Origin of the sequence: Caballeronia sp. GACF4, from assembly GCF_023631025.1 — a bacterium.
Taxonomy (GTDB): Bacteria; Pseudomonadota; Gammaproteobacteria; order Burkholderiales; family Burkholderiaceae; genus Caballeronia.
Genome location: NZ_JALQDW010000014.1, coordinates 250334 through 269258 on the forward strand (window position 1 = coordinate 250334; position 18925 = coordinate 269258).

The 18925-nt window shown below is 62.7% G+C and carries 18 protein-coding genes; 14 read left to right on the forward strand and 4 right to left on the reverse strand.

Annotation, left to right across the window (positions count from 1 at the left end):
• Positions 1-185 precede the first annotated feature (185 nt).
• The 12 genes from NCR40_RS13690 to NCR40_RS13745 all read left to right on the forward strand — a co-directional run bounded on the left by NCR40_RS13690 (position 186) and on the right by NCR40_RS13745 (position 13528).
• Complete coding sequence (locus NCR40_RS13690) at positions 186-956, forward strand: ferredoxin--NADP reductase (protein WP_244826671.1); 771 nt, start codon at positions 186-188, stop codon at positions 954-956.
• Between the two features lie 336 nt (positions 957-1292).
• Positions 1293-2102 carry a sensor histidine kinase gene (locus NCR40_RS13695; protein ID WP_250509701.1) on the forward strand — a complete coding sequence of 270 codons (810 nt, stop codon included), beginning with the start codon at positions 1293-1295 and terminating at the stop codon, positions 2100-2102.
• Positions 2103-2110: 8 nt separating this feature from the next.
• Positions 2111-2767 (forward strand): response regulator, encoded by a 657-nt coding sequence (locus NCR40_RS13700; RefSeq protein WP_250509702.1) that lies wholly within the window; start codon positions 2111-2113, stop codon positions 2765-2767.
• Between the two features lie 168 nt (positions 2768-2935).
• Complete coding sequence (gene bcaP, locus NCR40_RS13705; protein WP_250466256.1) at positions 2936-4348, forward strand: branched-chain amino acid transporter BcaP; 1413 nt, start codon at positions 2936-2938, stop codon at positions 4346-4348.
• Between the two features lie 399 nt (positions 4349-4747).
• Complete coding sequence (locus tag NCR40_RS13710) at positions 4748-5224, forward strand: (2Fe-2S)-binding protein (protein WP_244826675.1); 477 nt, start codon at positions 4748-4750, stop codon at positions 5222-5224.
• Between the two features lie 58 nt (positions 5225-5282).
• Positions 5283-7664 (forward strand): xanthine dehydrogenase family protein molybdopterin-binding subunit, encoded by a 2382-nt coding sequence (locus tag NCR40_RS13715; RefSeq protein WP_250509703.1) that lies wholly within the window; start codon positions 5283-5285, stop codon positions 7662-7664.
• Between the two features lie 13 nt (positions 7665-7677).
• The gene (locus tag NCR40_RS13720; protein WP_250509704.1) at positions 7678-8478 is read left to right on the forward strand and encodes an FAD binding domain-containing protein; all 801 of its coding nucleotides are present in this window, start codon (positions 7678-7680) and stop codon (positions 8476-8478) included.
• Positions 8479-8541: 63 nt separating this feature from the next.
• Positions 8542-9438, forward strand: a complete 897-nt coding sequence (locus NCR40_RS13725) for an AAA family ATPase (RefSeq protein ID WP_250509726.1) — start codon at positions 8542-8544, stop codon at positions 9436-9438.
• On the forward strand, positions 9414-10625 hold the full coding sequence (locus tag NCR40_RS13730; protein WP_244826678.1) for a vWA domain-containing protein: 1212 nt from the start codon (positions 9414-9416) through the stop codon (positions 10623-10625). The genes NCR40_RS13725 and NCR40_RS13730 overlap by 25 nt, the downstream gene beginning before the upstream one ends.
• A gap of 18 nt (positions 10626-10643) precedes the next feature.
• The gene (locus tag NCR40_RS13735) at positions 10644-11189 is read left to right on the forward strand and encodes an SRPBCC family protein (RefSeq protein WP_244826679.1); all 546 of its coding nucleotides are present in this window, start codon (positions 10644-10646) and stop codon (positions 11187-11189) included.
• Positions 11162-12181 carry an XdhC family protein gene (locus NCR40_RS13740; RefSeq protein ID WP_250509705.1) on the forward strand — a complete coding sequence of 340 codons (1020 nt, stop codon included), beginning with the start codon at positions 11162-11164 and terminating at the stop codon, positions 12179-12181. The genes NCR40_RS13735 and NCR40_RS13740 overlap by 28 nt, the downstream gene beginning before the upstream one ends.
• Before the next feature lie 135 nt (positions 12182-12316).
• Entirely contained in the window at positions 12317-13528 is a 1212-nt protein-coding gene (locus tag NCR40_RS13745) for a PepSY-associated TM helix domain-containing protein (RefSeq protein WP_250509706.1), read from the forward strand.
• A gap of 127 nt (positions 13529-13655) precedes the next feature.
• Here the strand turns inward: NCR40_RS13745 and NCR40_RS13750 are convergent, their stop codons facing one another.
• From NCR40_RS13750 to NCR40_RS13760, 3 genes are all read right to left on the reverse strand, one after another.
• Positions 13656-14378 carry a PepSY-associated TM helix domain-containing protein gene (locus NCR40_RS13750; protein WP_250492874.1) on the reverse strand — a complete coding sequence of 241 codons (723 nt, stop codon included), beginning with the start codon at positions 14376-14378 and terminating at the stop codon, positions 13656-13658.
• A 186-nt stretch (positions 14379-14564) separates the two neighbouring features.
• Complete coding sequence (locus NCR40_RS13755; RefSeq protein WP_250509707.1) at positions 14565-15599, reverse strand: serine/threonine protein kinase; 1035 nt, start codon at positions 15597-15599, stop codon at positions 14565-14567.
• A 62-nt stretch (positions 15600-15661) separates the two neighbouring features.
• The gene (locus tag NCR40_RS13760; RefSeq protein WP_244826684.1) at positions 15662-15874 is read right to left on the reverse strand and encodes a hypothetical protein; all 213 of its coding nucleotides are present in this window, start codon (positions 15872-15874) and stop codon (positions 15662-15664) included.
• 384 nt (positions 15875-16258) lie between these two features.
• On the opposite strand from NCR40_RS13760, the gene NCR40_RS13765 reads away from it, so the two are divergent.
• On the forward strand, positions 16259-17497 hold the full coding sequence (locus tag NCR40_RS13765) for an MFS transporter (RefSeq protein ID WP_250509708.1): 1239 nt from the start codon (positions 16259-16261) through the stop codon (positions 17495-17497).
• 253 nt (positions 17498-17750) lie between these two features.
• Positions 17751-17936, forward strand: a complete 186-nt coding sequence (locus NCR40_RS13770) for a hypothetical protein (protein WP_244826686.1) — start codon at positions 17751-17753, stop codon at positions 17934-17936.
• Between the two features lie 128 nt (positions 17937-18064).
• Here NCR40_RS13770 and NCR40_RS13775 read toward each other — a convergent pair whose 3' ends face one another.
• Positions 18065-18766 carry a dienelactone hydrolase family protein gene (locus NCR40_RS13775; protein WP_250509727.1) on the reverse strand — a complete coding sequence of 234 codons (702 nt, stop codon included), beginning with the start codon at positions 18764-18766 and terminating at the stop codon, positions 18065-18067.
• Positions 18767-18925 lie beyond the last annotated feature (159 nt).

Sequence of the window (18925 nt, forward strand, 5' to 3'; positions counted from 1 at the left end):
GTGCTTCGGCTCAAGTCTTTAGCAGGCCGCGTGATACCGAAGCGCCGACATCGGCCCATACGATCGTCCTTTTGCGTAGTAAAGCGCGGCAAAGTCTTTTCGATGCCCGTTCCCGCCAGAGCATTCGGCTGGCGGCGAGCGGCACCGCGTCATCGCATCATCGTTCTCGCACAGTCCAAGAAGCCATGAGCAACCTTAATTCTCAAACCGTTCTGAGCGTCCACCACTGGACCGACACGCTCTTCAGTTTCACCTGCACTCGCGATTCGTCGTTCCGCTTCGAGAACGGTCAGTTCACGATGGTGGGCCTCGAAGTCGAAGGCAAGCCGCTCTTGCGCGCCTATAGCCTCGCGAGCGCGAACTACGAAGAGCATCTCGAATTCTTGAGCATCAAGGTGCCGGACGGCCCCCTGACGTCGCGCCTTCAGCATTTGAAAGTGGGCGATCCCGTGTTGATCGGCAAGAAGCCGACGGGCACGCTCGTCGCCGACAACTTGTTGCCGGGCAAAACGCTGTGGCTGCTTTCGACGGGCACGGGCCTCGCGCCTTTCATGTCGATCATCAAGGACCCGGACGTCTACGACCGCTTCGACAAGATCGTGCTGACGCACACGTGCCGTTTCGTCGATGAACTCGCGTACAAGGACTTCATCACCGAGCACTTGCCGGCGCACGAGCATATCGGCGAGATCGTGTCGGAGAAGCTCGTGTACTACCCGACCGTCACGCGTGAAGAGTTCGCGAATCGCGGCCGGATCACCGACCTCATCGAAACGAAGAAGCTGTTCGCGGATTTGTCGGTCGATCCGTTCTCGGTCGAAAACGACCGCGTGATGCTTTGCGGCAGCCCGCACATGCTGCGCGACACGCGCGAGTTGCTCGACAGCCTTGGCTTCAAGGAAGGCAGCAACAATCATCCGGGACATTACGTGGTGGAAAAGGCTTTCGTCGGCTGATTCGACTGCTGTTTGTCCTGTCGAGAAAACCGGTGCTTTCGGGCGCCGGTTTTTTTTTGCCCGGATTCGCCGGGGTATTGTTACAAATTGGCGGCCTGTGGCCACGACCCCGGGTCGTCAGCGAATAGTGACAATGTTTGCCAAACGGCATGAGGTTCACCTCTGAAGGCCTTGTCCGATATGGCTTTATGATAATTTTGAGATATGATTCCGCAACGCTCAGACGGATGACGCAACGATATCGTCCGTCGTCGATGTTACGGAGTGTAAATTTAGTTACGCCGCATGCGTCTTCTGGCGACGTAGCTCTAGTTGCGCTCACTTGGGAGACATTGAATGAACTCGTCGGCCAGAATTCCGCCTGAAACACGCAAGGCGCCGCGCGCGTCCGCTTCGCTAGTCTCCGTGCCGATCGACGCACGCCTCAAGAGCGATCACCGAGTGCGCAGTCTCGCGGCGCGCATCGACGAACTCACCACGCAACTGGCCGCCATCGAAGCGCACACGCGCGGCACACTCGCGCAGGACTTGCACGACGAGATGGGCGCCGTGCTGACCGCCGCCAACCTGGCGATATCCCGCGCGCAATACTGGCTTCCCGCCAATGCCCCCGCCGCTTGCGCCGATGCGCTTCGCCAGGCGCGCGACTGTATCGCGGAAGCGGGCGAAGCGAGTCATCGAATCGTCGAGGATTTGCAAGCGCCGCCCTTCGACACCGGTTTCACCACCGGACTTGCCGACTGGATCGCCACCTTCGGCGCGCGTGCCGCCATTCATGTCGATTTCGTCTGCCCCGACGATTCCCGCTTCGACGATCTCCCGCCCGGTCTCGCCGTCGCGCTTTTACGCGTGATGCAGGAAGCGTTGACCAATGTCGCGCGCCACGCCCGGGCGACGCGCGCGCGGGTTAGCGTCGAGCGTGACGCGCAAGGCGTGACGCTCGTCATCGACGATGACGGAATCGGCATGACGCCCGCCGCGCGCCGCAAGACCGGCCGCTTCGGCCTGCCCGGCATGCGTGCGCGATGCGAGGCGTTTGGCGGCAGCGTGCGCGTCGCTGCATCGGAGATGGGCGGCGTCGCGGTGCACGCGCGCATTCCGCTGGCATGCCCGCCGCGTCCGGTTCGGCGCGCGGCCAACGCCTGAGGCCGCGCATGGCGCTGCGCATCCTGCTCGCCGACGACCACGCCATCGTGCGCCGTGGCGTCGCGCAATTGCTGATCGAGCGCGAGCTGGCCTCGGAGGTGATCGAAGCCGGAACCGGCGTGCAGGCGCTCGCACTCGCCGCGCGCCACGCGCCCGACGTGGCGATGCTCGACATTTCGCTTCCCGATGTGAACGGTCTCGACGTGCTCAAGCGCCTGAAGCGCGACATGCCGCGTCTGCCAGTGCTGATGTTTTCGATGCATCGCGAAGATCAATATGCCGTGCGCGCGCTCAAGGCCGGCGCGGCGGGTTATCTCTCGAAGACGGCGGACCCGGCGCTCATGATCGGCGCGATCCAGCAAGTCGCGGCGGGCCGAAAGTACGTGAGCCCGGAAATGGCGGAAGCGCTTGCGAACTACGTTTCGCTTGGTTCGGAATGCATGCCGCACGAGCAACTCTCTGACCGCGAATTCCAGACGCTGTGCATGCTGGCTTCGGGCAAGCGGCTCACGGACATCGCACACGCGCTTTCGCTGTCGGTGAAAACAGTGAGCGTTTATCGGGCGCGCTTACTCGACAAGATGCAGCTTGCGAACAACGCCGAACTGACCTTCTATGTGATGAGCCATCGCCTCATCGACATGAACCCGGCAATAGCGGGCTGAATAGTCCCGGAATTTATCTTAAACAAGATAAAAAACGAACGATCTGTAAAAAATGCGCAAGGAAAGGGCGTCCAATGCTCGTTCTTTGGGCATGCTTCCAGTCTCCGCTAAACTATCGGGTTTTCCCGAGGTACGGTGCCTTTGAGCGCCTTTAGGAGACTCACCGCAATGTCGTTGTTCCGCAAGAAAAACATCGAGCACATGCTGGCTGCCACCCACAGCACGTCGCTCAAGAAGACTCTGGGCGCGCTCGATCTCACCTTCCTTGGTATTGGCGCCATCATCGGCACCGGCATTTTCGTGCTGACGGGAACCGGCGCCGTGCAAGCCGGCCCGGCGCTCATGGTTTCGTTCATTGTCGCGGCGATTGCGTGCTGTTTCGCGGCGCTTGCCTACGCCGAGTTCTCATCGACTATACCGGTTGCCGGTTCCATCTATACCTATTCGTACGCCACGCTTGGCGAACTGGCTGCGTGGATCATCGGCTGGGATCTGATGCTCGAATACGGGCTTGCCACTTCCGCCGTGTCAGTCGGATGGTCGGGTTATCTGCAATCGCTACTGTCGGGCTTCGGCATCTCGCTGCCGACCGTACTGACCGCCGCGCCCGGCGCGTTGCCCGACCACGTCACCTATTTCAACCTGCCTGCATTTCTGGTGATGATGGCGATCACCGCGCTCTTGTCGGTCGGCGTGAAGGAATCCACGCGCGTGAACAACATCATGGTCGCGATCAAGGTGACCGTCGTGTTGCTGGTGATCGCCGTGGGCGTGTTTCATGTGACGCCTGCCAATTGGCATCCGTTCATGCCGAATGGCTGGTCGGGCGTGTTCGGCGCGGCGGCGGTGATGTTCTTCGCGTTCATCGGTTTCGATTCGGTGTCGTCCGCCGCCGAGGAGGTGAAGAACCCGAAGCGCGATCTGCCGATCGGCATCATTTCGTCGCTGGCCGTGTGCGCGGTGCTGTATGTCGCCGTCGCGGCGGTCGTGACGGGCATCGTGCCGTCGGCGCAGTTCGCGGGCGTTTCGCATCCGGTTTCGTATGCGCTGCAAGTGGTCGGACAAAACTGGGTCGCGGGTTTCATCGACTTAGGCGCGGTGCTCGGCATGCTCACCGTGATCCTCGTCATGAGCTACGGCCAGACGCGCATCATCTACGCGATGTCGCGTGACGGGCTCTTGCCCGCGCGGCTCTCGAAAGTTCATCCGCGTTATTCGACGCCTTTCTTTACCACTTGGCTCGTCGGCATTTTCTTCGGGCTGATCGGCGCGCTCGTGCCGCTCAACGTGCTGGCGGAACTCATCAACATAGGCACGCTCGCGGCGTTCTCGATGGTATCCATCGCCGTGCTGATCCTGCGCCGCACGCATCCGGACTTGCCGCGCGCGTTCCGCTGTCCTGGCGTGCCGGTGGTGCCCATTCTCGCGGTGGCGTCGTGCCTGTTTCTCATGCTCAATCTCAAGGCGATGACGTGGGTCGCGTTCGTCGTTTGGCTCGTGATCGGCCTCGCGATTTATTTCGTCTACTCGCGCCGGCATTCGGTGCTCGGTCGCGCGCAGGCTTCGAAAAACGTGCTGTAAGGCGTCTTGCGCGCCGGTTGCATGAACGCCGCCTTCGGGCGGCGTTTTTCTTTTCAGAGCCGCAAGCGAAAACGAGCGCAGACAGGCAAACGCATCCACCGGCAAGTAAGCCCAATAGCTACGCTCGCCGATTTGTGCTTTACTCGGCTCTGCAAACATGAACGCGCATCACACGATTTCCCAGCCAAACGCTCACAGCAGCAGGTCGGCAGGTTCAGGACGTGGTTGACGTGAGTGGCGAAGCAAGCGAGTGGCGTAAGGCTGGTCCATCCCCACAGCAGTCGGTCTGCCGTGACCGGAATAGAAGCGGATAGCTTCGCTTCGAGTCGTCGCAGAGAAACTGCACGAGGCCCGCGTATGGAGCAAAAAAGCTCCGGCCGGGTCGCAAAGGAGACAGTAATGACGCTCAGCATCAGCCTGACGGTCAACGGCAAACCCGTGACCGCCAACGTCGAACCGCATCTTCTGCTCGTCCAGTTTCTACGCGAACAACTCAGGCTCACCGGCACGCACATTGGCTGCGATACCGCGCAGTGCGGCGCGTGCACCGTGCATCTCGAAGGGCGCGCGATCAAGTCGTGCAACATCCTCGCCGCGCAGGCCGACGGCATGGCGGTGACGACTATCGAAGGCATGGCGAAAGACGGCGAGCTTCATCCCATGCAGGCGGCGTTCAAGGAATGCCACGGTCTGCAATGCGGTTTCTGTACGCCGGGCATGGTGATGAGCGCGAGCGCACTCGCCGCGCAATCTCCGGATCTCTCCGAAGAGGAAGTGCGCGAGCAGCTCGACGGCAATCTGTGCCGCTGTACGGGCTATCACAACATCGTCAAGGCGGTCCTGCAGGGCGCGCAATCCATGAGGTCGGGCGGCTAGAAACACTAGCTGCGCTCTATCGATCGATCCGGATTTCGCGCCTATCAAGGAGACCGCGATGAATGCCCCTGAGCAACAGAAACTGATTGGCGCTGGCATCAAGCGCAAGGAAGACTATCGCTTCCTGACGGGTGCCGGCCAGTACACCGACGATGTCGTCCTTCCACAGCAAAGCTACGCCGCGTTCCTGCGCTCGCCTCACGCGCACGCGAAGATTCGCGGTATCGACATGGAAGCGGCCAAGGCTTCGCCGGGCGTGATTGCCATTTTCACGGGCAAGGATCTTGCCGGCGAAAATGTCGGTGGCTTGCCGTGCGGCTGGCTGATCCACAGCACCGATGGCTCGCCGATGAAAGAGCCGCCGCATCCCGTCATCGCGAACGAAAAGGTGCTGCACGTGGGCGATCAGGTCGCGCTCGTGGTCGCCGAATCCATCAAGGAAGCGAAGGACGCGCTCGAACTCATCGAGGTCGATTACGACGTGCTGCCCGCCGCGGTCGATACCGGCAGCGCCGCCGGCGACGGCCAGCCGCAAGTGCACGACAGCGTGCCGAACAACGTCTGCTACAACTGGGGCCACGGCGACAAGGCCAAGACCGACGCCGCCTTCGCGCAGGCCGCGCACGTGACGACGCTCGATATCGTGAACCAGCGCCTCGTGCCGAACGCGATCGAACCGCGCGCCGTCAACGCGAGCTATTCGAAGCACGACGAAAGCTACACGGTCTACGTCGCGAATCAGAACCCGCACGTCGAGCGGCTGCTGATGGCGGCGTTCGTACTGTCGCTGCCGGAATCGAAACTGCGGATCATCGCGCCGGATGTGGGCGGCGGCTTCGGCTCGAAGATTTTCCTGTACCCGGAAGACGTGGCGCTGACGTGGGCGTCGAAGAAAGTCGGGCGTCCGATCAAGTGGACGGCCGAGCGCTCCGAAGCGTTTCTCTCCGACGCGCATGGCCGCGATCACGTCACCAAAGCAGAACTCGCCATCGACAACGACGGCAAGTTTCTCGCGATGCGCGTGCACACGACGGCGAACATGGGCGCGTATCTATCGACGTTCGCCTCGTCGATTCCGACCGTGCTCTACGCGACCTTGCTCGCCGGCCAATACACCACGCCCGCGATCTACGCCGAAGTCAAAGCGGTCTTCACCAACACCGTTCCCGTCGATGCCTATCGCGGCGCGGGCCGTCCGGAAGCGACCTATGTCGTCGAACGGCTCGTTGAAACGGCGGCGCGCGAGTTGAATATCGATCCGGTCGAACTGCGCCGCCGCAACTTCATTCGTGAGTTTCCGTACGCGACGCCGGTCGGCCTGACCTACGACGTCGGCGATTACGACGCGTGTCTGAACCGCGCGCTCGAACTCGCGGACCTGCAAGGCTTTGCCATGCGCAAGGCGGAATCGGAGAAAGCGGGCAAGCTACGCGGCATCGGCTATTCGTGCTATATCGAGGCGTGCGGGCTCGCGCCTTCGAATGTCGCGGGGGCGCTCGGCGCGCGGGCGGGCTTGTTCGAGGCGGGCGAAGTGCGCGTGCATCCTACCGGCTCGGTCACGGTTTTCACCGGCTCGCACAGTCACGGACAAGGGCACGAGACGACCTTCGCGCAAGTGGTCGCGGACCGGCTTGGCGTGGATATCGACAACGTCGAGATTATTCACGGCGACACGGGCCGCATTCCGTTCGGCATGGGCACGTATGGCTCGCGCTCCATTTCGGTCGGCGGCTCGGCGATCATGAAGGCGCTCGACAAGGTGGAAGCGAAGGCCAAGAAGATTGCCGCGCATCTGCTCGAAGCAGCGGTGGAGGACATCGAGTTCAAGAACGGCACGTTCCGCGTGGCGGGCACGGACCGCACGAAGAGTTTCGTCGATGTCTCGCTTGCCGCCTACGTGCCGCACAACTTCCCGCTGGAAACCATGGAGCCGGGGCTGAACGAAAACGCGTTCTACGATCCGACCAACTTCACTTATCCGTCGGGCGCGTATGTCTGCGAAGTGGAAGTCGATCAGGACACGGGTGAAACGCGTATTCAGAAGTTCACGGCGGTCGATGACTTCGGCAACGTGATCAACCCGATGATCGTCGAAGGGCAAGTGCATGGCGGGCTCGGCCAGGGAATCGGCCAGGCGATGCTCGAGCGCTGCGTCTACGACGACACCACCGGCCAGTTGCTCTCAGGCTCGTATATGGATTACGCGATGCCGCATGCCATCGACTTGCCGAACTTCACCGTCGAAACCGCGAAGGGCACGCCGTGCTCGCACAATCCGCTCGGCGTGAAGGGCTGCGGCGAAGCGGGCGCAATCGGCTCGCCGCCCGCCGTCATCAACGCGATTCTCGATGCCCTCGCGCCGCTCGGCGTGAAGGATTTGCAGATGCCCGCGACGCCCCATCGCGTGTGGTCCGCAATGCACGCCGCCCAACGCGCCTGAAGGGAGAACGAACATGTACGCATTCGACTATCAACGTCCCGGCGAAACTCAGGCTGCGGTTGCCGCGCTTGCCGCCAACAACGATGCCAAATTCCTCGCGGGCGGCCAGAGTCTCTTGCCGACCATGCGCTTGCGGCTCGCGCAGCCATCGGCGCTCGTGGATGTAACGCGCATCGCGTCGATGAAAAGCATCGCGCTCGATGGCGGCAAGCTGATCATCGGCGGCGCCATGTGCCACGCGCAGGTTGCATCGGACGAACAGGTTCGAAAGGCGCTGCCCGGTCTCGCCGATCTGGCTGGCCGAATCGGCGACAGACAGGTGCGCGAGCGCGGCACGATTGGCGGCTCGCTTGCCAACGACGACCCCGCCGCGTGCTATCCGGCCGCCGTGCTTGCGCTGAACGCGACGGTGGTGACGGATCGCAGGCGCATTGGCGCGGATGAGTTTTTCATCGACATGTATCAGACCGCGCTGGAGCCGGACGAGTTGATCGTCGCGGTGGAATTTCCGCTCGCCGAGCGCGCCGCATACGAAAAGTTTCGCAACCCTGCTTCGCACTTCGCGCTCGTCGGCGTGTTCGTTGCAAAGCATGAAGACGGCGTGCGCGTTGGCGTGACGGGCGCGGCGTCTTCCGTGTTTCGTGCGGCCGAGCTGGAGGCGGCGTTGTCGAAAGACTTTTCCGTCAGCGCGGCGCGAGGCGTGAAGATCCTGCCCGGCGAACTCAACGACGACATGCACGCGAGCGCGGAATATCGCGCGCATCTGATTCCGGTGCTGGCGGGCCGGGCGATCGAACGCGCCAACTCGTTCTAGGCAGCACGTCGAAGTCATTCAGCAACCAAGCGGCGGATTTCGAGTCCGCCGCGCCTTCCCATGATGCCGAACGAGCTGGATTCCATCGACGACACGCTCGCGCGACTGCGCGAGCATCAATACTTCGCGAACCGCGAGCTCGCGACGGCGCTTTTTCTCGCGCTGAAAATGCAGCGGCCGCTCTTTCTCGAAGGCGAGCCGGGCGTCGGCAAGACCGAACTCGCGAAAGCGGCGGCGGGTCTGTGCGGCACGACGCTCTTGCGCCTGCAATGCTACGAAGGTCTCGATACGGCGAGCGCGCTCTACGAATGGGACTATCCGCGTCAGATCATGGCGCTGCGGCTCGCGGAAGCATCGGGTGAAACACCCTCGAACGATTCGCTGTATCGCGGCGAGTTTCTGTTGAAGCGTCCGTTGCTTCAGGCGCTGCTGCCCGATCCTTCGAACGCGAACGCGCGGCGCGTGTTGCTCATCGATGAAATCGATCGCGCCGACGAGCCGTTCGAAGCGTTCCTGCTCGAACTGCTGTCGGACTTTCAGGTGTCGATTCCCGAGTACGGCACGGTGCGCGCCACGCATCCGCCTCTCGTCGTGATGACCTCGAACCGCACGCGCGAAGTACACGATGCGCTCAAGCGCCGCTGTCTTTATCAGTGGATCGGCTATCCCGCGCGCGATGTCGAGCTCGAGATCGTCGCGGCCCGCGCGCCGGAAGCGAGCCGCGACTTGCAGGCGCGAGCGGTCGGCTTCGTGCACGAGTTGCGCACGCTGGATCTGTTCAAGGCGCCGGGCGTCGCGGAAACCATCGACTGGTGCCGCGCGCTCGCGGCGTTGTCGGTGTCGGAACTGGACCCGCAGTCGGTGCGCGACACGCTCGGCGTGCTGCTGAAGTATCAGGACGACCTCGCGCGCATGGACGCCGACACGCTCGCGCAATGTCTTTCGGCTGCGCGGTCATAGCGATGGAAACCATCGCGCGCAACGTCGTGCACTTCGTCAGGCTGCTGCGCGGCGCGGGCCTCGGCATGTCGCCCGCGCATGCCGTCGATGCCATCGACGCGCTGCGCTTCATCGATCTGCGCCGTCGCGACGACGTGCACGCGACGCTCGCGTGTCTGCTGGTTCACGCGAGCGACGAGCGCGGCATCTTCGACGCGGCCTTCGATCTCTTTTGGCGCGATCCCGACTGGGAAGGCAAGCTGCGCATGCTGTTGCTGCCGAAAGTGACGAACGGCATGCCGCCGCCCAAACGCAACAACCGTCTCGCCGATGCGCTCGCCACGCGCGCGGTGTCATCGGCTGAAACGAAGCGGGAAGGCGCGACCGAGGAAGCGCACGCGCGCCTCTCGTTCAGCGCGCGGGAACGCCTGAGCCAGCGCGATTTCGATACCCTGAGCGCCGACGAGTGGCGCACGCTGCGGCATCAGATTCGCGCGCATCGGCTGCCGCTTGCTAGCGAACCGACGCGCAGGCTCAAGGCGGCTTCGCGCGGCACGCATGCCGACCTGAAGGCGAGCGCGCGTCACGCGGTTCGTTCAGGCGGCGACTGGACCGTGTGGAAGTACCGCGCCGTCGTGGAACGCCGGCCGCCGCTCGTCTTGTTGCTCGACATATCCGGCTCGATGAGCGCATATTCGCGCGCCGTGCTGTACTTCTGCCACGCGCTTTTGCAATCGCGCGAGCGCTTGCAGGTGTTTCTGTTCGGCACGCGTCTGACCAACGCCACGCGCGCGTTGCGTGAGCGCGATCCGGACGTCGCGATTGCCGCGCTCGGGCTTCAGGTCGCCGACTGGTCGGGCGGAACGCGCATTGGCGGGGCGCTCGCCGAGTTCAATCGACGCTGGGCGCGCCGCGTGCTTGCAGGTCGCGCGACCGTTCTTCTCGTCACCGACGGCCTGGATCACGAGGCCATCGACGTGCTCGAAACCGAAATTGCGCGGCTGCATCGTTTCGCGCATCGGCTGGTGTGGCTCAATCCGCTTCTTAGATTCGCCGATTTCACGCCGCGCGCCCGAGGCGTGCGCGCGATCCTGCCGCACGTCGATGCGATGCTCGCGGCCCACAATCTCGACAGTCTCACCGCTGTCGGACGGGAACTGGCGGCGGCGCACGGCCGGCACGATTCAGGCGCGCGTCGCGTCCCGTGAGTATCAGGGAGATGAAAAATGGAACTGTCCGAAACGCATGTCTTGCCGGTGCCCCAGGCGCGGGCGTGGGAAGCGCTCAACGACACGGAGATTCTGAAACTTTGTATCCCCGGCTGCGACAGCATCGACGCGGAAGGCGAGAATGCGTATGCGGTCGCGATGACGGCGGCGGTCGGCCCGGTCAAGGCGCGCTTCAAGGGCCGCATGGAATTGACGAATATCGACGCGCCGAAGACGTACACCATCGTGTTCGAAGGGCAGGGCGGCGCGGCTGGTTTCAGCAAGGGCAGCGCGACGGTCAACCTGGAACCGGGCGAGACCGCCGACACCACCAGGCTCACTTACAGCGCGAATGCGCAGGTGGGTGGCAAGCTGGCGCAGATCGGCTCGCGGCTCGTGGATGGCGCGGCGCGCAAAATCGCGGGCGAGTTCTTCAAGCGCTTCAGCGCGCAATTGCAGGGCGCAAGTGGACCGGCGAATGAATCGGCGGACGCTGAAAACGGCGGCGACGCAGGGCAGGAACAGGGAAAGAAATCATGGACAGCGTGGATCTCGAAGTCTTGAAAAACAGCGCGCGATGGCTCGAAGAAGGTCATCGCGCATTGCTCGTCACGGTGGTGAAGACGTGGGGCTCGTCGCCGCGCCCGGAAGGCGCCATGCTCGCCGTGCGCGCCGACGGCCACGTGGTCGGATCGGTGTCGGGCGGGTGTATTGAAGACGATCTGATCGAGCGCGTGCGGCAACGCGGTATCGAGCAGACGAAGCCGGAAGCGGTGAAGTACGGCATCAGCGCGGAAGAAGCGCATCGCTTCGGCTTGCCGTGCGGCGGCACGATTCAGCTCGTGCTGGAGCCGTTGACGAAGGACAGCGGCATCGCGGAACTGTGCGCGGCGGTGGAAAGCGGGCGGCTCATCGCGCGCACGCTCGACATGGCGACCGGCCGCGCGCGTCTCGAACCGGCGCAAGCTACCGATGGCGTGCTCTTCGACGACGCCACGCTGCTCACCATCCACGGGCCGCGCTATCGCATGCTGGTGATCGGCGCGGGGCAGTTGTCGCGCTATCTGTGCAGCATCGCGGTGGGGCTGGATTATCAGGTCACCGTCTGCGATCCGCGCGTGGAATACACGGACGAGTGGAACGTGCCGGGCACGACCATCGTGCGGACCATGCCCGACGATACCGTGATGGACATGAAACTCGACGAACGCTGCGCGGTCATCGCGCTGACGCACGATCCGAAGCTCGACGATCTCGCGCTGATGGAAGCGCTGAAAACGCCTGCCTTCTATGTCGGCGCGCTGGGATCGCGGCGCAACAACGCCGCGCGGCGCGAGCGCCTGAAGGAGTTCGATCTCAACGAAGCCGAACTCGCGCGACTGCACGGGCCGGTGGGCATTTATATCGGCAGCCGCACGCCGCCCGAGATCGCGGTGTCGATTCTCGCGGAAGTCACGGCGGCGAAGAACGGCGTGTCCTTGCCGGAGTTGCTGAAGGTGGAAGGCGCAAAGGCCGCGCGGGAAGTCGCGGGAAGTGGCGAGGTGTGTGGCGTTTGAGTTTGGCGACCCCGAATTCGCAAGCTCAGGCCCGCATTGCGTGCGGCCTATAATCGTCGTTCTCATCCGCGCGGCCTATTTTGATGCGCCAAGCCTGCGCGGACAGGCCATCGAACTATTTCCAATCCGCACCGAATGCCCGGCAAACCCTTGACCGGCGATGCCCGCCGCGCAATCGCGCAAGCGGATGCGCCGCCACAACCCGCGTCCGCCAAAACCGGGCAGCGTCACATGAGCCACCGTGCGTTACGCGGGTGGTCCGTGGTGCATCGCTGGACGAGTCTCATCTGCACCGCGTTCATGTTGCTGCTCTGTCTGACGGGCCTGCCGCTCGTCTTCGGTCACCAACTCGACCTGCTGACGGGCGATGCCATCGAAGCGCGTGCGCTGCCCGCATCGCAGGCGAATGCGCGCGCGAGTTACGACGCGGTCTTGCACGCCGCGCTGAGGGAGCATTCCGGCCACGTTGCGCAGTACATGATTTGGGAGCCGGACGAACCGCTTTTGCCTGTCATCGTCACCGCGCCTCGCGCCGATACACCGCCCGACGACACGCTAAGCACCACCGTCGATGCACGCACCGCGAGGCCGCTCGGCATGCCGCCGGGAAAGGGATCGCTCAAGTTCGTGCTGCTGAAACTGCACGTCGATATGTTCGCCGGACTGTTCGGCAAACTGTTCCTCGGCGCGATAGGCGTGATGTTTCTCGCGGCGATTGTCTCGGGTGTCGTCGTGTATTTGCCGTTCTGGCGCAAGGTGGGGCTCGGGCGCGTGCGGCTTGCGAAGAAGCGGCGCATCGTCTGGCTCGACTGGCATAACGCCATCGGCATGTTGACCTTCGCGTGGGCGCTATTGGTCGGCGCGACCGGTTCCATCAACACGCTCGCCGATCTCATGCTCGATGCCTGGCGTAACGATCAGCTCGCGCAGATGCTCGCGCCTTATCATGGCCAGCCGCCGGTGACGGTGCGCGCAACCGTCGACGATGTCGTGAAGACCGCGCAGGGCGTCGCACCCGGCATGATTCCGTCGTTCGTGGCGTTTCCGGGGACGCGCTTCAGCAGTCCGCATCACTATGCCGTGTGGATGCGCGGTGACGGCATTCTCACGACGCGAATCCTGCGGCCGGTTCTCGTGGATGCATCGACCGGCGCGCTCACCGATTCACGCGAATTGCCGTGGTATCTGAAAGTGCTGCTTGGCTCGCAGCCATTGCATTTCGGCGATTTCGGCGGGATGCCGCTCAAGATTTTCTGGGCAGCGTTCGATTTGCTGACCATCGTCGTGCTGGGAAGCGGTTTGTATCTTTGGCTCACGCGGCATAATCCGCGGAAGAGGAAGGCATAGAGCGGCGCGCGTGGTTCGCGCCGGCATGGCGAGGCCGGCCATAGGGGAAAAGCGGAACAACGCGGCAAAACGGCGACACCGCGCATCCAAACCGCTTCGCCACGCGCCAAGCGCGCTAGGGAGCGCCTTACATCAACCCACAAACAATTGCCGCGATCAGCGAGACGGTGACGATCACCACACCCGCCGTGCGCCGCTTGTTGAGCTCCGTCCACAACAGCACGCCAGTCAGCGACAGCAATATGATGCTGCCCGCGAACGTATCGATGAGCAGCACCCAGCCCACGCTCAGACCCACGCCCTTGTGCAGGTTCGTCATCATTGCGAGGAAGGTGTTTTCGGTGCGCTTCACCGACACGAAGTTATTGCCCACCCAGTATTCCGCCTGCACGTTGCCGCCTGGTGTGGCCAGTGCCACCGACCACTGCTCCGGCTGCATCGTGCTCTTGTCGCCCCAGCCGACCGGATGCGCGGGCTCGCGACGCGTACGGCCAAGCTGACCGTCGATCTTTAATTCCTTCTTGAGCCACGTCCCCATGTCGCGCGGCGACTTGAATCCCTCGGCGGGCAAAGGCATCTGCATCTGCGTAACCTGCGGTTCGCCTGTCGAGATACGCAGCGGCGGCGCGCGGTGATTCAACAGGAAACCGGTCGTGCCGAACAGCAAGCCGAGTAACGCGCCCCACAAGCCGATCCAGCCGTGCACCTTTCGCAGCCATTTGAGAAAAACCGATCGGCGCGACCGATTTTTGCGAACGAACTGCTCGGCATCGTCAATAAGCCGATGCGGCCGGTAGGAAGCGCCGCTCGTCGCGGATGGCTGCGGATTCAGTGTATCGGGCGCGTTCACGCGTCTCTCCGGAAGTGGGTCTGGTTCGGGCAAAGCCTCGCCGTAGTCGGCTAGACACGCGTTCAAATGCGGCGTCGGCGAGAGGCAACGAAGAGGCAATCAGATGAGAATCGTTATCATTACATGTCGAAAAACCTAACTCAACGTTTTTCGACTAACTAACACGATCATTTCTAACGAAATATTTCAGACCGGCCAGAGCGGTCCTTCCTGCATCGCGCCGACTTGCTCCCGCAATTCGAGGATGCGTTCTTCCCAATAACGCTGCGTGTTGAACCACGGGAAGGCGGCGGGGAACGCGGGATCGTTCCAGCGGCGCGCGAGCCAGGCCGCGTAGTGAATCAGCCGCAAGGTGCGCAGCGCTTCGATCAGATGCAGCTCGCGCGAGTCGAAATCGCAGAAGTCTTCGTATCCGGCGAGCAGATCGGCAAGCGCGCGCGATGCCTCCGCGCGGTCGCCCGGCAGCAGCAGCCAGAGGTCCTGAACGGCCGGGCCCATGCGGCTGTCGTCGAAATCGACGAAATGCGGACCGGCATCGGTCCAGAGCACGTTGCTCGGATGGCAATCGCCGTGCAGTCGCAGATGGCGCACGCCGCCCGCGCGCTCGAAACATTGCGCGACGCCTTCGAGCGCCATGTCCACGACGCGCTCGTAGGCCTCGCGGACATCGTCGGGCACGAAGCGATGCGTGAGCAGAAACTCGCGCGGCTCGTACCCAAAGGTTTGGATATCGAGTGTGGGCCGTTCGCGATACGGTTCGATGCCGCCCACCGCATGAATGCGCCCGATGAAGCGCCCGAGCCATTCGAGCGTGTCGCGGCCGTCGAGATCCGGCGCGCGGCCGCCGCGCCGTTCGAACACGGAGAAGCGAAAGCCTTCGAATTCATGGAGCGTCGCGCCTTCGAGCGAAAGTGCCGGAACCGCTGGAATCTCGCGCTCCGTCAACGTGGCGACGAAGGCGTGCTCTTCGAGAATCGCGGCATCCGACCATCGCCCGGGACGATAAAACTTCGCGACGATCGGCGGCCCGTCTTCGAGCCCCGCCTGATAGACGCGGTTTTCGTAGCTGTTGAGCGCCAGCAGGCGGCCGTCAGTGCGCTTGCCAGCGGGGATCAGCACGCTGTCGAGCGCGTCGAGCACACGCTCGGGCGCGAGGCCGGCAAAAGGCGGGGCTTCGCTCGGCGCGGGCGCGCCGGGGGTATCGGAATGAGTTGAGTTCATTCCGGCATTGTGCCCCGCGCGCGGACAACTGGCTCGCCGGCCGCGCGCCGGTCAGCGTTCCTTCAGTGGACGACCGTGTTCGCTGGGCGCACGATCTCGCCCGTATCGATCAGATCTTCGAGAAAGAACGGCTCCGTGTTGAGCAGTTGAGTGACGCCGGGCTCGCCCGCGTACCACGCGACCATAGCCATGTCGCCCAAAATTCGCATCACGATGCCGCGTGCGCCCTGAGGCACGGCAATATGGACGGAGCGGACAATCGAACCGATTTGCATGATGAATCCCCGTTTCCGTGCCGGCTGAGGATAAAACGCCGGTCAAATATTTTCACCAAGCACAGGCTTTTCACGGCTCGTGCACTAGACAACCTGCCGCGTCATTGTTGCGCGACGCGCAGCACACACGGCTTCCATGAACGATTGTGTCCTTACTTTAGCGCATCGCGGCGCGTGAGCGCGATGCCTGCCGATATCATTTGTTGCCATTGGATGACGTTTTTCGGCATTAAGTTGTGTCCTGCGGCACATGTGACCGATTTCTGTATCGGGCAAAACCCTAAGGATCGGCGTATCTTTAGCGGTTTTGGGCCGCCGAACGTGGGCCGACAACTTTGAACCAGATCAGAATAATCCTCTCTGGTCGACACGGAGACCCTGGTTGTGAATGCATCGCCGGCGCCGCAGCGCACCGAAACTGAAGCTGATTCCATTCCCTATCTCGAGCGCGGCTCGCGCGCTTACTGGCGCGCGGCGCTGGCCTTGTTGTTCGCGGGCTATGCCACGTTCTCGCTGCTCTATTGCGTGCAGCCGCTGCTGCCGGAGTTCACCAAGGCGTTCGGCGTAAGCCCGGCGGTGAGTGCGCTTTCGGTCTCGGTGAGCACGGCGGCGCTGGCAGTGGCGATTTTCATCGCCGGATTCGTTTCGGAGAGTTGGAGCCGCCACCGCTTGATGACGATGTCGCTGCTCGCATCGTCCGTTCTCACCATGATCGTCGCCGCGCTGCCGAACTGGCACGCTCTATTGATCGTGCGCGCGCTGGAAGGCTTCGCGCTCGGCGGTGTGCCGGCGGTGGCAATGGCATATCTCGCGGAAGAGGTGCACCCCGAAGGCCTGGGCCTTGCGATGGGGCTCTACGTCGGCGGCACCGCGATAGGCGGCATGGCGGGTCGCGTGATCAGCGGCATCCTCGCCGATCTGTTCGGCTGGCGTATTGCGATTGGAGGAATCGGGCTGCTCGGGCTTGTCGCGACGCTGGCATTCCGTTCGTTGCTGCCGCCATCGCGGCGCTTCAAGCCGCGACGCGGCGTTGGGTTCCACCATCATCGACGCTCGCTTGCCGGACATTTGCGCCACGGCGGATTGCCGTTTCTGTTTCTCATCGGCTTCGTGCTGATGGGCAGTTTCGTCACGCTCTACAACTACGTGGGTTATCGGCTGCTCGGCGCGCCGTTCTCGCTCAATCAGACGCAAATCGGCGCGATTTTCACGGTTTATCTCACCGGCGTGGTCGCATCGCCGTGGTCGGGCAAACTCGCGGATGTATTCGGGCGCGGGCGCGTGCTGATCGCGAGTTTGCTTTTGATGATGCTCGGCATCGCGATGACGCTTTCGGGTTCCTTGCCGGTGATCATCGGCGGAATTGCCTGCCTGACGTTCGGCTTCTTTGCCGGGCATTCAGTGGCGAGCGGCTGGGTCGGACGACTCGCCGCGCAGGCAAAAGGACAAGCGGCGGCGCTCTATCTGCTTGCTTATTACCTTGGATCGAGCTTGATCGGCTCGTACGGCGGCCATTTCTGGACGGCGTTCGGATGGCTTGGCGTGGCTTCGCTGATCGGCGCTTTGCTGCTGGTCGGAATGGCGGGCGCGGTTTATCTGAATGTGCGCGAGCGGAGTGCTTAATCGTCATTATTCCGCTGAGGCGATTTTGAAAGCCCGTTGAAATATGAGGGAAGTAAGGGTTTTTCCGCGTCTACTTAATAATTCCGTTCGCAAAGCCTTGTTTCAATTAGCTTGGTGCAATGCAATAGTTTTCAGGCGCACGAATATAGGCCGACACGGCGATTCGACCGGCCTATACTCGAAGCGTCGACGCGACGAATTATCTCGAGCGCGCCGCGACAAGAGCTTGAAGCTGGAAGAAGGGAGACGCACCATGACGACTTACTTCACAATCGGCGATTTCATTCTAATTATCCCGATGGCGCTCGCTGGCGCCTTGTTCCTCGGCGCCATTCCCTGCGCAACGCATTTCAAGAACAACGCCTTGCGCGTATTCGGCGCGCTCTTGGGCGTGCTGGTTGCGTTCCTGCTCGTGGAAGGACTGCCGGCGCTGGTTTAGGCGCGGCGGGCGGATGCGCTTTAATCAGCACGTCCGCCGCTGATCAAAACCCGGTACGGCTTTAATGCCGTCAAGCCGGGTTTTGTCTTTTCAGGCGCGAACATTACGCGCCGTCGAACGAAATATATTCAGACCAGATATTCGCCGAGGAACGTCAAGGTCCGGCCGTGCGCCAGCGCCGATGCCTTCGCGTTATATGAAGCGCGATCACCGCAATTGAAGCCATGATCGGCGCCCTGATAAAGATTGAGTTCCGAATCCGAACGGCCCGCAAAACGGTCGCGCACGCTGGCGACTGCATCGGAAGGAATATGCGCGTCTAGTTCGCCGTAATGGAATTGAATCGGTGATTTGATTTTGTCGGCCTGATCGAGCTGATTCTGAATGCCGCCACCGTAATAGGCCACGGCGAGATCGACCGACTCTTGCGCCGCCGCCAGATAAGCGAGGCGTCCGCCGAAGCAGAAGCCGATGGCCGCCACCTTGCCCGTCACTTCGGGCAACGCGCGCAATGCCTGGGCGGCCGCGCCGACGTCGCCGACGGCTGCATCGAGATTGGTCTTTTGCAGCAGCTCCATCGCCTTTTCGCGATCCGCGCCGTCGTAACCCAACTCCACGCGTGGTTGCGTGCGCCAGAAAACGTCCGGTGCGAGCGCCACGTAGCCATCTGCCGCATATTGATCGGCGACGCTGCGAATATGCGCGTTCACGCCGAAGATTTCCTGCAGGATGATCACAGCGGGTCCGGTGCCCGTCTTTGGCAGGGCGAGATAGCCCTGGAAGCTGCCGCCATCGGCGGGAATGTCGATCCAGCGGGAAGTGGTGGAAATGGTCATGTCGTTGCTCCTTTAGCTCGATTGAACATGCGCGTTTGAGGCGGCTGTGTGCGTTGATTCGCCAGCCTCGGACCGCGTTGGCGAGTGAGTGTGCCAGCTTTCCCTTTCAGACGCCTGAGCGCGCCCGGGCCGCGCTGGCATGACCTTTGACGG

Bases quoted from the DNA above. Each gene is read 5' to 3' on its own strand.
- NCR40_RS13690 (WP_244826671.1), top strand. From the start codon at position 186: ATGAGCAACCTTAATTCTCAAACCGTTCTGAGCGTCCACCACTGGACC.
- NCR40_RS13695 (WP_250509701.1), top strand. From the start codon at position 1,293: ATGAACTCGTCGGCCAGAATTCCGCCTGAAACACGCAAGGCGCCGCGC.
- NCR40_RS13700 (WP_250509702.1), top strand. From the start codon at position 2,111: ATGGCGCTGCGCATCCTGCTCGCCGACGACCACGCCATCGTGCGCCGT.
- bcaP (WP_250466256.1), top strand. From the start codon at position 2,936: ATGTCGTTGTTCCGCAAGAAAAACATCGAGCACATGCTGGCTGCCACC.
- NCR40_RS13710 (WP_244826675.1), top strand. From the start codon at position 4,748: ATGACGCTCAGCATCAGCCTGACGGTCAACGGCAAACCCGTGACCGCC.
- NCR40_RS13715 (WP_250509703.1), top strand. From the start codon at position 5,283: ATGAATGCCCCTGAGCAACAGAAACTGATTGGCGCTGGCATCAAGCGC.
- NCR40_RS13720 (WP_250509704.1), top strand. From the start codon at position 7,678: ATGTACGCATTCGACTATCAACGTCCCGGCGAAACTCAGGCTGCGGTT.
- NCR40_RS13725 (WP_250509726.1), top strand. From the start codon at position 8,542: ATGCCGAACGAGCTGGATTCCATCGACGACACGCTCGCGCGACTGCGC.
- NCR40_RS13730 (WP_244826678.1), top strand. From the start codon at position 9,414: ATGTCTTTCGGCTGCGCGGTCATAGCGATGGAAACCATCGCGCGCAAC.
- NCR40_RS13735 (WP_244826679.1), top strand. From the start codon at position 10,644: ATGGAACTGTCCGAAACGCATGTCTTGCCGGTGCCCCAGGCGCGGGCG.
- NCR40_RS13740 (WP_250509705.1), top strand. From the start codon at position 11,162: ATGGACAGCGTGGATCTCGAAGTCTTGAAAAACAGCGCGCGATGGCTC.
- NCR40_RS13745 (WP_250509706.1), top strand. From the start codon at position 12,317: ATGCCCGGCAAACCCTTGACCGGCGATGCCCGCCGCGCAATCGCGCAA.
- NCR40_RS13755 (WP_250509707.1), bottom strand. From the start codon at position 15,599: ATGAACTCAACTCATTCCGATACCCCCGGCGCGCCCGCGCCGAGCGAA.
- NCR40_RS13760 (WP_244826684.1), bottom strand. From the start codon at position 15,874: ATGCAAATCGGTTCGATTGTCCGCTCCGTCCATATTGCCGTGCCTCAG.
- NCR40_RS13770 (WP_244826686.1), top strand. From the start codon at position 17,751: ATGACGACTTACTTCACAATCGGCGATTTCATTCTAATTATCCCGATG.